We start from the raw sequence: 10602 nt of genomic DNA, 5'->3' as shown, positions 1-10602 counted from the left end.
CATACACACCCCCCGCCCTCACCACCGCCAACATCGCCACCACCACATCAACCGACCGCTCCAACAACAACCCCACCCGCGACTCCACACCCACACCACACTCCACCAACACCCGAGCCAACCGCCCAGCCCGCGCGTCCAACTCCCCATACGTCAACGACACATCACCACACACCACGGCCACCGCACCCGGCGACTCGGCCAGCCTGTCCGCGAACACACCCACGATCGATACCTGCTGGACTGACGGCATCGACTGCCCACCCTCGAACATCGTTGATTTCCCCGTATATCTCGTGAATGTGTCGCCGTGGGCACACGCGCGCGGTAGGGGCGCCCTCTCAGCCCTGTCGTTGCAGGGCCCGGCCGCCGTACTGGAGGAGGGCGACGGGGCCGCCGACGCGTTCCCTGACGAACCTTCCGATGATCGGCAGGGCGTCGTGGACCCGGTCCCGGGCGACGAAGAGGTCGTCCTCGTGGATGGTGAGCAGGTAGTCCGAGTAGTCCTCGCGGGTGAGGAACAGCTCTCCCGAAGCGTCGGCCACGACCATCAGCAGCAGATCGCCGTTGGTGTAGCTGCCGAGATAGTCACCGAGGTCGCCGACCTGCGGGGCCTCGGGGTGCGGCAGGCTGTAGTGGCCGAGGTCGAGCCCGTTCGCGCGCAACTCCCTCACCAGGTCCTCCCACAGCTTGGGCCCCGCTGTGGAGTTGGTGGTCACGGCGAGCGCCGTGCTGCTGCCGGGATGGATTCGGAGGTTGCAGGTGGCGCCGCCGACCGCGCCGTCGTGGCCGAACCACGCGTCGTCCCCGTTCCTGTGGCACATCAGGCCCAGGCCCCAGGCGTCGGCGAGGCCGAACGGTTCGGCGTCCGGCACGCTGTCCCGCATCTGGAGGATCGCGTCCTCCGGCAGCAGATGCCGGTGGGCGAAGGTGTCACGGTCGTCGAGGTGCAGTCGGGCGGTGGTGACCAGGTCCCGCGCGCTTCCGGCGAGGCCGCCGGCAGCCGCCAGGGAGAGTGCCGTCATATGGTCGACGGGCTCGGCTTCGTCGCTGCCCGCGCGTATCGCGTGCCCCTCCGCCCTGGTCCTGGCCGGCTGGTCCGCCCCGGGTCTGGGGTCGTGCAGAAAAGCGGGCTCGATGCCCAGCGGGCGCAGCAGGCAACTGTCCATCGCCGTCCACCAGTCCATTCCGGAGACGGCCTCGATGACGGAGCCGAGCAGGCAGTATCCGGTGTTGGAGTACGAGAACGCGAGGCCGGGCGGGAAGAGGTTCGGCTCTTCCCCGCATACGGTGGCGAAGCGCCGGTACGAGGGGCCGCGCATGTCGGCGTATTCGATGCTGTCCGCCAGGCCGGCTGTGTGGCTGAGGAGTTGACGGACCGTGCCGGTGCCGAGGAGCGGATTGGTCGCGCTCTTCAGCTCGGGCACGAGTCCGGAGAGTGGTTCGTCGAGGTCGAGGTCGCCGTCGGAGACGAACTGCATGGTGAGGCCGGCCGTGAAGAACTTCGTCACGGAGCCGAAGGGGAAGGCGGTGTCAGCTGTCACCGGGTTCTTCGTCCGGACGGATTCGACGCCGACCGTGTGCTCCGTCAGGGCGCCGTCGCGGTAGAGGGCCAACTGCGCGCCCGTAACGCGATGTTCGCGCGCGAGTTCTTCGAAGATGTCCGCGACGCGGTCCGGCGATCCGCTCGTACCCACTGAAGACTTCCCCCCGCTGTCCGGTGTCTCACTGCCCCCAGGCTCTCCCTCCGGACCCGCTTCCGCAATCATCTTCGACGGCAGTGGAAACCCCCTGGTCAGAGGGGATTTACTAGGTGCGCGAGCTAGCTCGATCCCATGGTGACGGACACGACCGTCGCTCCGGCGGCGATCGCGAACACCGCCGCGGAGATGATCAGGAACCGGAGATTGCCCAGGTTGACGGTCCAGCCCATGCCCACGCGCCGGGGCACGAGGATGGCGGGATCGTCGGCGTTGACGTAGACGGTGCCGGCGCCGTACCAGTGGCGGTCGTCGTCGCGCGGTACCAGCCCGGTCCCCTCGTCCGGGGCACCCGGGCCACCGAGGCCAACCGAGCCCATGCCGTTCGAGCCACCCGAGCCGTCCGCGCTTTCCAGCACCAGCCGGCTGCCCCCGGGTCCCATGCGTACGAGCGGCACGGACACGGCGACGGCCGCGAGCAGCGGTACGCCGATGACCAGGGCCAGCACGGCCCCGGAGCGGCTGTCGCTCCACATCATCCCGGAGAGCCCGAGCAGCATGAGGTTGAGCAGCGCGGCGATGCCCAGCAGACTGCGTGCCGTCAGACTGAGGTAGCGGCGGTGCTGGGCGGCGCTGCTCCGGGGCCGCGAGACATCCAGGTCCGCGCGGGCGCGCAGGACGGCGGCGACTGTCCCGATCACCATGGCGGTCAGCAGGATCTGGGCGAAGACCAGGCTGAACGCGGTCCAGAAGGTGGTCGTGATCTCGCGGTAGACGGTCCCGTTCGCTGAGCGTTCCGGGAGCGCCATCATCTCGGGCAGCTGCGGGTAGACGATCGCACCGGCGACGGCGGTCACGACGACCACCACGAGCGAGGGAATCGCCCATGCCCAGGGGAGCCGTACGGGGTCGGTGCGCAGGGAGGTGTCCATGACCGCGCCCTGCCGTACGTGCTCGTACCAGTTGCCCCGCTCCTTCGCGCGGGCGAGGGCGCGGTGCGCGCTCAGCCACAGCGCGGCGGCGATGACGCAGAGCACGGCCGCCGCCACACCACCGACCGCGACGCTGTCCAGCACGGCGCCGATAACGAGGGCGGCGACGGTGACAATGAGGGTGGCCCGCAGTAACAGGGCGCGGTAGCGGCGGCGTTGTTCGCTCACTTCGGGGGCGTCCGCCTTGTCGGGCGGTACCCGTACGCCGAAGGGAACGGAGTGGGGGTTGAGGAGCGGGCTCGGCGCGGCGTACAGGGTGGCCCCCAGCGCCAGCAGGATCCCGGAATTGACGAGCAGGCTGACAAGCACGGTGTTCACCTAATCCAATTTCTCGCATCGGCCGCCTGCCTTGCAAGCGCCTTTGGTCAGGACTGAAACCCGCAGGTCGAACGGGTTTCCCCGGGAATTGTCCGGGTGTTATTACCGATCGGTATTCACTGCGCGGCCACGCGCCCGTCGTGCATCATGGCCGTGTGTCATGGTGCACGACTCACCCGGAGATCCGGGAATGAGCGGACGGGGGTTCACTCGGGCATGAATAGAGGCGAACGCAGAAATGACGGACCGACTGGTCACACTCAGAGAATTCATTTCACCTTCAAGGACGTAATGAATTTTCGACTGCACAGATCTCTCGGGCCTGTCCCCGAGTCCCTTTTCGCGCTTGGGGTTCTCCACCGGAATAACGACGACGCGTTCTCCGAATGGCGCAAGACGGTCAAGGTCCGGCAGGGCCGGCGCCTCCATCAGCTGCTGAGTCTGGCCGAGAGCCTTGCCGCCTCCCCCGGTCTGCTGTCGATCACGCTGTCGGCGTCGGGAAAGGTGAGAGCCGGGGTCAGCGGCCTTCCGTCCCCCCAGGCCCCGTCCGCCCAAGCCTCTCCCACCCCTCTTCCGGCCTTTCTCCGCGAGTTCGCGGAGGAGGCGATCCAGCCGTACTGGCCCCGGATTCACAGCTTCCTGGAGAGCGAGCGCGAGGCAAGCGGCCGGCTCATGTTCACCGGCGGCATGCACGAGCTGTTCCGGGCCATGGATCAGGGGATCCGCTGGCAGCCGCCCGTCCTGACGATCCCGAGCGACCGGGCACGGCCGGCCGAGGTACGGCTGCGAGGTTCCGGTCTGCTGCTCGCGCCCTCCCTCTTCCTGTCCGGTCCCCCGCGTCTCTTTCTCGACGAGGCCGCGCCGGAGAGAGCGCCGATCCTCGTCTACCCGGTACATCCCGACCCCATGATGGCCTCCGCCCTGTGGAACCTCACCCAGCCGAAACAGTCACTGTCCGCTCTCGTCGGAAGCACGCGCTCCGCGGTGCTCCAAGCGCTCACCGAAAGCCGTACGACGACCGAACTCGCCCAGTATGTGGGGGTGTCGGCCGGTTCGGCGAGCCAGCACGCCAGCGTGCTGCGCAACGCCGGGCTGGTGTCGACGACCCGTACGCGCACCTGCGCGATCCACACCCTCACGCCGCTGGGTGAGGCTCTGCTGAAGGGACCGCCGCCCGAGCCGCCGGCGCACCCCGGCTGATCCCCGCCCCCCTCCTGGTCCACCGGATCCGCCGGCGCCCCTCATCCCTGCCCACCCCCCTCGCTCTGCTTGGCGAACCCCTCCAGGGTCGTCCGTACGTACGTCAAGACCTCCCCCTCCGGAACGCCTCGTACCACCGCTTCGGCCAGGAGCGTGCGCAGCCGCTGCTCCCAGTCGACCCCCACCCGCAGCTCCGCCGTCGCCCTCCGCACGTCCGGGTGGACCACCGCTCCGCTCTTGCGGTTGATGCGGATGATGCCCTCGCGCCGCAGCAGGTCGTACGCCTTGTTCACGGTGTGGAAGTTGATCGCCAGGTCGACGGCGAACTGCCTGGTGGAGGGCAGGGACGCGCCAGGCGCCAGCAGGCCGTCGGCGATGGCTTCCACCACCCGGTCCCGGATCTGCTGATAGATCGGGACCTCGCTGTCGAGATCGAGTACTAGATGCACAAGCTCACTCTATCTGATATACAACTACTAGAACAGATGGCCACGGCAGGACCGCACCCCGGGTCCCAGAGGGAGGGATGGATCCCATGGCAGAGATGAAGGTTTCCGGCGCGGAGCTGACGGTCGAGTTCAGCCGACGGGAGCAGACCTGGCTCCACCGCAGCTCACTGACCGTTCCGCTGGCGAGTGTGCGCCAGGTGACCCGGGTCGACCGTCCGCTGAGCGTCGCCCGCGGTTCTCGCAACGGCCTGGTCGTCTCGGGGTTCGCCAAGATCGGCTTCTGGGGCGTCATGGTCGGGCCGCGTCAGCTCGTGGCGGCCTATCGCGGCAAGCCCGGCCTGCACATCCTGCTCGACCGCACCCCCGACGGTGAGAAGGTCGACGAACTGGTCCTCTCGCTCGACGACGCGGACCAGCTCGCCGAGCTCGTCGGACAACGCCTGGGGAAGAGCTGATGAACCAGCCGAACTACCGGATCGAGGTGACCGGCCTGACCAAGCGGTTCGGGCCGGTCACCGCGGTGGACAGTCTCAGCTTCTCCGTGGAGCCGGGCGTCATCACCGGCTTCCTCGGCCCCAACGGGGCCGGCAAGACCACGACCATGCGCATGATCCTGGGCCTGGTCACCCCGACCGCGGGCACCGCCACGATCGGCGGCAAGCGGTACGGGGAGCTGCGCCGGCCCTCCGAGATCGTCGGGGCGGTGCTCGACGCCTCGGCCTTCCATCCCAATCACTCGGCGCGCGACCATCTGCGGATCTACCGCACCATGGGCGGCCATCCGGCGGGCCGCGTCGAGGAGTTACTCGACCGGCTCGGCCTCGCGCACGCCGCGCACCGCAAGACGCGCACCTTCTCCACCGGGATGAAGCAGCGGCTCAGTCTCGCGACCGCGCTGCTGGGCGACCCCCAGGTGCTGCTGCTCGACGAGCCGAGCAATGGCCTCGACCCCGAGGGCATCGCGTGGCTGCGCCGCTTCCTGCGCGAACTCGCCGACGAGGGGCGCACCGTACTGGTGTCGAGCCATGTGCTCAGCGAGGTCCAGCAGATCGTGGACGACATCGTGATGATCCGGCGCGGCACGCTGGTCGCGGCCGGCCCGCTGCGGGAGATGGAGCGGTTCAGGCCCTCGACCGTACTGGTCCGCTCCCCCGACGCCGAGGCGCTCAAGAAGGTACTGCTTCGGGGCACTTCGGACGGGGTGGCCGCGCAGAGCGTCGAGACGGGGCACGACGGCGCGCTGCGGGTGCAGGGGCTCGCGACCGCGCAGATCGCCGATCTGGCGTCGGCCGCGAGGCTGCGGGTGCATGAACTGCTCACCGAGGACACGAGTCTGGAGCAGCTGTTCTTCGAACTGACCGCGGACAGCGAGGGGGACGCCCGATGAACGCGCTGATCAAGGCGGAGTTCCGCCGGCTGCTGGCCACGCGCATGTGGCTGTGGGCGCTGCTGACCGCCGTCGTCCTGGGCGGTGGCATGGTCGGGCTGCTGACCGCCGTCGGACCGGAGAATTTCTCGCCGCCCATGCCGGGACTGGAGACGGAGGAGGGTGTCCTGTCGGTCTTCGGGATGCTGGGCTTCACGGTCTTCGTCCCCGCGGCGCTGGGCACGCTGGCCATGACGTCGGAGTACCGGCACCGTACGGCCACGTTCACGTTCCTCTTCGCCCCGCAGCGCTGGCAGGTGCTCACCGCCAAGCTGGTCACCTTCGGCGTGGCCGGTCTGGTGTACGGGCTGGTGCAGACCGCCGGCGCGGGCGCGGGGTTCTTCGGGGCGCTCGCCGCCCGCGGGGTCACTCCCGGGCTGGCGACCGGCACGGTGATCGAGCTGCTCCTCAGGCTGGCGCTGACGATGGCGGTCTACACCCTGCTCGGGGTGGCGATGGGCGCGCTGATCCGCAATCAGATCGTCGCTCTCGCGGTGGTGATCGGCTATCTCTACATGGGCGAGCTGATCCTGATGATGATCCCCGGGGTCAATCTGCTCTACCCGCTGCTGCCGGGTGGCGCGACGGCCTCGCTCACCAGCTTCACCTATCTCGCTGATGTCCTGGCGGACGAACTGTCCACCAGTCCGGTGTCGTTGCTGTCACCGGTGGGCGGCGGACTGCTGCTGGCGGGTTACGCTCTCGTCGCGGCGGCCGTGGCCGTACTGGTCCCCATGCGACGGGACGTGGTCTGACGGCCGGACCGCGGGTACGGAGCGATGCCGGACTCCCTTCCCCCGGCACTCGCCCGTACACGCAAAGGGCGGGTGCCCCGGACCGCATTCCGGGGCACCCGCGTTGCTTCTGCTCCACTCGCGTGGCCGTTCGTGGCCGGACGCGCCTGGCGCCCGGTGTGTCAGGCGGGGACGCCGGCCTTTCCGGCCGGTACCGTCTCGCCCTCCATCTCGCGTATGAGGCTGGCGGGGCGCATGTCCGTCCAGTTCTTCTCCACGTAGTCGAGGCAGGCCTGCCGGCTGTCCTCGCCGAAGACGACCGTCCAGCCGTCCGGGACGTTCGCGAACGTGGGCCACAGCGAGTGCTGGTTCTCGTGGTTGACCAGTACGTAGAAAGAGCCGTTGTCGTTGTCGAACGGGTTCTCCATGAGTTTCCCTTCCCCATGTCCGGGTTCCGGACTTCCCCCGGCCCCCCGCGGCATGATCTCCCAGCCGCTTCAGCCGGTTCAACTGTTTTGCCTGGGACCAAAGCGTCCCCAGCCGGAACCTGATATTCGATGTGTGCCGATAGGCGGATGGATGGTGCGTGGTGGTACGTGGACGGTGCGCTGACGCGATGCGCCTGACCTCGCCGGATCAGCTGTACTGCGCGAAGAATTCGAGCAGCGCGGCATTGACTCCGTCGGGGCGTTCCAGATAGCCGTAGTGACCGGCGTCACGGATCTCCGTATAGCGGGATCCCGGTATCGCGTCGGCGACTTCACGGCTGAAGTGCGGGGGCAGTATCAGATCGTCCGAGAAACCGATGACAAGGCAGGGCCTGTCGATTCCCCGGTAGGCGTCCAGCCGGTTGGTGGTGATGTCGATATCGAGCTGGGCGCGGTACCCCGGCAGCTGCGACACGGGCGCGAGTTCGAAGATGTCCAGCCAGTCCCGGACCTCCTTGTCCTCGCTCAGAGTCGCGGGCGACAGATTCTGCAGAGCGCGGAGGGTGGCCCCGTACAGCGGTGTCATCGTGCCACCGTTGTCATGGAACTCCCGTTCCGCTCGCGCGTGTGCCCGGCGCATGAAGTCCGTGCGCCCGCGCGTTGCCATCAGTACGAGCTGACTGACCAACTCAGGCCGGGCCAGGCAGAGTTCCTGGGCGACATGGGCACCGAGGGAGGTGCCCACGAGCCGGCAGGGGCCGAGGTCGAGCCGCTCGATGAGCCCCGCCGTGTCGGCGATCAGGTCCTCGATGGTGAAGCCCCCGGCGCAGGCGTCGGTCGGCGGGATCCCGCGGTTGTTGAACGTGATCACCCGGTAGCCGGCCGATGTGAGGGCGGGCACCTGGTGGAGGTGCCAGGAACGGCCGCCCGCACCCGAACCCATCACCATCACCACCGGTTCGCCGTGGCCGGTGTCCTCGAAGCTGAGGTTGATTCCGTTGACGCGGCTGATCGGCACGTACGTTCTCCGTTCTGCTGTCGTTCCGGCTCAGGCGTCCGCCACCGACAGGGCGCCCCGAGGACCCGCGTCCCGTGCGTCCTCCCAGTACGCGCCGAAGAGCGCCGCCTCGTCGGGGACGCGTGCGGGGATGGGCCTGGAGACGGTGGTGTGGTTGAGGAAGTGCCGCCAGGTGACATTGCCCGAGACACTCGACCCTCCCCAACTCCCGCTGGAGAGCGTGGTGGTGAAGGGCACGCCACTGGCGAGGCTGCCGGTGTTGGTCATGGTCGACTGGTTCACCACGACACGGCAGTGGGAGACGGCCTCGGCCAGCCGCATGACCCGGTCCGTCCTGGCCGTGTGCACGGCGCAGCTGTGCCCGAGGCCGCAGCGCTCCGAGATGTTCTGCACCAGCCGTACGGCCTCGTCGAAATCGGTGTAGACGGAGACGGTCAGCAGCGGGGAGAGCTTCTCCCGCAGCACCGCGGAGTCCTGCCGGGGGTCGGCGCACCGGACGACGAGGACGGTCACCTTCTCCGAGGCGTCGAGGGTGACCCCGGCGGCCCGTGCGATGTCCGCGGCGGGGCGTCCGATCAGCTCGCGGTTGAGTGCGCTGCCGTCCGGCCACAGCAGCCGGACGACGCGGGCGGCCTCCTCCTCGGTGCAGAGATGGGCGCCGGCGCGTGCCAGTGTCTCCTCGAACGCGGCGGCGATGGAGTGGTGCACGAGCACATTGCTCTCGGACGAGCAGGAGGTGCCGTGGTTGAAGCCGGCCCCGTGCTGGATCTTGCCGACGGCGTCCTCAAGATCCGCGGTCTCGTCCACGATCACCGTCGGGTTGCCGACGCCGGCGCCGATCGCCGGCGTACCGCTGCGGTAGGCGCGTCGTACCGTCCCTGCCCCGCCGATGGCGACGACGGAGTCAGCGGCGGCCATGAGCTGTTCGCCGGCCTCACGGCCGGTCACGGGCAGACACTGCACCAGATCCGGGGGCGCCCCGATCTCCGAGAGCGCGGCACGCATCACGTCCAGTGTGGCGAGTGCGCTGCGGTGTGCGCGCGGGTTGGGGCTGAAGACCGACGCGTTACGGGTCTTCAGCATCGGCAGGGCGTTGCAGATGATGCCGGGGGCCGGAGCCGTCGCGGGGCTGGCGACGGCGATCACCCCGAGCGGTTTCGCTATCTTGACGAGCCCCAGTTCCGGCTGTTCCTCCACCACGCCGACGGTCCGCGCGCCGTGCAGATCGTTGAGGATCCCCAGCACGCGTCCGCGTTGCAGGGTGTACAGGTCCTCGATGTCCCCGAGGCCGGTCTCCTCATGGCTGAGGCGGGCGAGTCCGCGCGCGGTCTCCTCCCGGTAGCAGTGCCAGCCGACGGCCATGACGGCCCTGTCGGTGTCGGCCTGCGACCATGACGCCACTTCCGCAACCGCCGCTCGGGCTCGGCGTACGGCTTCCTCCACGGATTCGCTGATCACAGCTACTCCCCTACGGCGGTCGCTGAGGCGCGGCCCCTGGAGCACAGTGACGCGCCTTCATCCCGGCAGGTCGTCCAGCAACTCCCGACCTCCCGCAGAGAACTTCACGTTCCTGCCCGGACAACGTAACCACAGAGAAACCAGCGCGGCCACAGTTTCTGTTGTCGGCAAATGCCCTGTATTCACGGGCCCGGCGAGACTCCGCCGAACTGTTCTATTTGGGCTCGGCCAAAACTCCCGACAGGGCGGCCATTTCTGTACGCTGCGGAATTCCACGGAATTGCGGCCCCCTGGCGCGGAGCGGTGGGCGCACCGGTCAACGGGGGGCCGCCGACGCACCGGTCAGTCGCTGATCCAGCCGCGCGCACGGGCCAGTTCGACGATCCGGGTACGGATCCGCTTGATCTGATCGGCCGTCAGCGTCCCGTCGGCGTCGAGGAGTACGTCGGTCAGCTCGCTCCGGAATCCCGCGGCGCCCGGCTCGTCCTCCGCCGCCCCGCTGTCCGCTCCGAACTGCTCGGGCCGGCGTCGCGAGGGCTGGTGGATCAGACGGATCTCGGACGCCTTCGGGCCCTTCTCGCCCATCTCGACGAAGAACTCGACGTCCCGGCCCGCCTGGTAGAGGTACTTCTCGTCCAGGAGATCGTTCGCGTGCATGAACACGTCCTCACCACCCTCGTCCGGGTTGATGAATCCGTACCCACGCGTCTCGTCGAACCGCTGGATCTTCCCCGTCTTCAGCACAACCGCACCTCCGCGACCACCACAACCAGCCCTGATTCAGCCCTCACAGGATGGTACGCCGCACGCCGACGCGCCACCCCTGAAGAATTCATGATCCGGGCAGTGAATCGGCCATGACGGTTCGAGGACGCCGAC

General features: G+C 68.6%; 12 protein-coding genes. 4 read left to right on the top strand and 8 right to left on the bottom strand.

The features are described 5' to 3' along the window. From IF11_RS0120675 to IF11_RS0120665, 3 genes are all read right to left on the bottom strand, one after another. Positions 1–274, bottom strand: a 274-nt coding sequence (locus IF11_RS0120675) for an AMP-binding protein (RefSeq protein WP_030353153.1), incomplete at its 3' end; no start/stop codon positions are given. Positions 275–341: 67 nt separating this feature from the next. Beyond that, positions 342–1697: a serine hydrolase domain-containing protein gene (locus IF11_RS0120670; RefSeq protein ID WP_030353152.1), complete on the bottom strand. Its 1356-nt coding sequence runs from the start codon at positions 1695–1697 to the stop codon at positions 342–344. A gap of 125 nt (positions 1698–1822) precedes the next feature. Then, complete coding sequence (locus tag IF11_RS0120665; protein WP_030353151.1) at positions 1823–3010, bottom strand: DUF5808 domain-containing protein; 1188 nt, start codon at positions 3008–3010, stop codon at positions 1823–1825. A 291-nt stretch (positions 3011–3301) separates the two neighbouring features. Here IF11_RS0120665 and IF11_RS0120660 point away from each other — a divergent pair, with 291 nt between their 5' ends. Further along, the gene (locus IF11_RS0120660) at positions 3302–4210 is read left to right on the top strand and encodes a winged helix-turn-helix domain-containing protein (protein WP_051746091.1); all 909 of its coding nucleotides are present in this window, start codon (positions 3302–3304) and stop codon (positions 4208–4210) included. 41 nt (positions 4211–4251) lie between these two features. Here IF11_RS0120660 and IF11_RS0120655 read toward each other — a convergent pair whose 3' ends face one another. Beyond that, positions 4252–4659 (bottom strand): GntR family transcriptional regulator, encoded by a 408-nt coding sequence (locus IF11_RS0120655; protein WP_030353149.1) that lies wholly within the window; start codon positions 4657–4659, stop codon positions 4252–4254. Positions 4660–4745: 86 nt separating this feature from the next. On the opposite strand from IF11_RS0120655, the gene IF11_RS0120650 reads away from it, so the two are divergent. From IF11_RS0120650 to IF11_RS0120640, 3 genes are read left to right on the top strand one after another with little or no spacing between them, the layout of a single operon-like run. After that, the gene (locus tag IF11_RS0120650; protein ID WP_030353148.1) at positions 4746–5114 is read left to right on the top strand and encodes a hypothetical protein; all 369 of its coding nucleotides are present in this window, start codon (positions 4746–4748) and stop codon (positions 5112–5114) included. Next, the gene (locus IF11_RS0120645) at positions 5114–6046 is read left to right on the top strand and encodes an ABC transporter ATP-binding protein (RefSeq protein ID WP_030353147.1); all 933 of its coding nucleotides are present in this window, start codon (positions 5114–5116) and stop codon (positions 6044–6046) included. Before IF11_RS0120650 ends, IF11_RS0120645 begins: the two co-directional genes overlap by 1 nt. Then, positions 6043–6840, top strand: a complete 798-nt coding sequence (locus IF11_RS0120640; RefSeq protein WP_030353146.1) for an ABC transporter permease — start codon at positions 6043–6045, stop codon at positions 6838–6840. Before IF11_RS0120645 ends, IF11_RS0120640 begins: the two co-directional genes overlap by 4 nt. Before the next feature lie 161 nt (positions 6841–7001). On the opposite strand, the gene IF11_RS0120635 is transcribed toward IF11_RS0120640, so the two are convergent. The 4 genes from IF11_RS0120635 to IF11_RS0120620 all read right to left on the bottom strand — a co-directional run bounded on the left by IF11_RS0120635 (position 7002) and on the right by IF11_RS0120620 (position 10467). Then, complete coding sequence (locus tag IF11_RS0120635) at positions 7002–7247, bottom strand: MbtH family protein (protein ID WP_030353145.1); 246 nt, start codon at positions 7245–7247, stop codon at positions 7002–7004. Positions 7248–7455: 208 nt separating this feature from the next. Continuing rightward, positions 7456–8265 (bottom strand): alpha/beta fold hydrolase, encoded by an 810-nt coding sequence (locus IF11_RS0120630; protein WP_030353144.1) that lies wholly within the window; start codon positions 8263–8265, stop codon positions 7456–7458. Positions 8266–8295: 30 nt separating this feature from the next. Further along, positions 8296–9723, bottom strand: coding sequence for an aldehyde dehydrogenase family protein (locus IF11_RS0120625; protein WP_030353143.1), 1428 nt, complete (start codon positions 9721–9723; stop codon positions 8296–8298). A 342-nt stretch (positions 9724–10065) separates the two neighbouring features. Next, positions 10066–10467: a cold shock domain-containing protein gene (locus IF11_RS0120620; protein WP_030353142.1), complete on the bottom strand. Its 402-nt coding sequence runs from the start codon at positions 10465–10467 to the stop codon at positions 10066–10068. Between the last annotated feature and the right edge of the window lie 135 nt (positions 10468–10602).

It is taken from the genome of Streptomyces scopuliridis RB72, from assembly GCF_000718095.1.
GTDB classification, from domain to species: domain Bacteria; phylum Actinomycetota; class Actinomycetes; order Streptomycetales; family Streptomycetaceae; genus Streptomyces; species Streptomyces scopuliridis.
This window is presented reverse-complemented; position numbering and strand designations above follow the sequence as displayed.

Excerpts from the sequence above, each read along its gene's own strand:
- IF11_RS0120660 (WP_051746091.1), top strand. The coding sequence starts at position 3,302 with ATGAATTTTCGACTGCACAGATCTCTCGGGCCTGTCCCCGAGTCCCTT.
- IF11_RS0120650 (WP_030353148.1), top strand. The coding sequence starts at position 4,746 with ATGGCAGAGATGAAGGTTTCCGGCGCGGAGCTGACGGTCGAGTTCAGC.
- IF11_RS0120645 (WP_030353147.1), top strand. The coding sequence starts at position 5,114 with ATGAACCAGCCGAACTACCGGATCGAGGTGACCGGCCTGACCAAGCGG.
- IF11_RS0120640 (WP_030353146.1), top strand. The coding sequence starts at position 6,043 with ATGAACGCGCTGATCAAGGCGGAGTTCCGCCGGCTGCTGGCCACGCGC.
- IF11_RS0120635 (WP_030353145.1), bottom strand. The coding sequence starts at position 7,247 with ATGGAGAACCCGTTCGACAACGACAACGGCTCTTTCTACGTACTGGTC.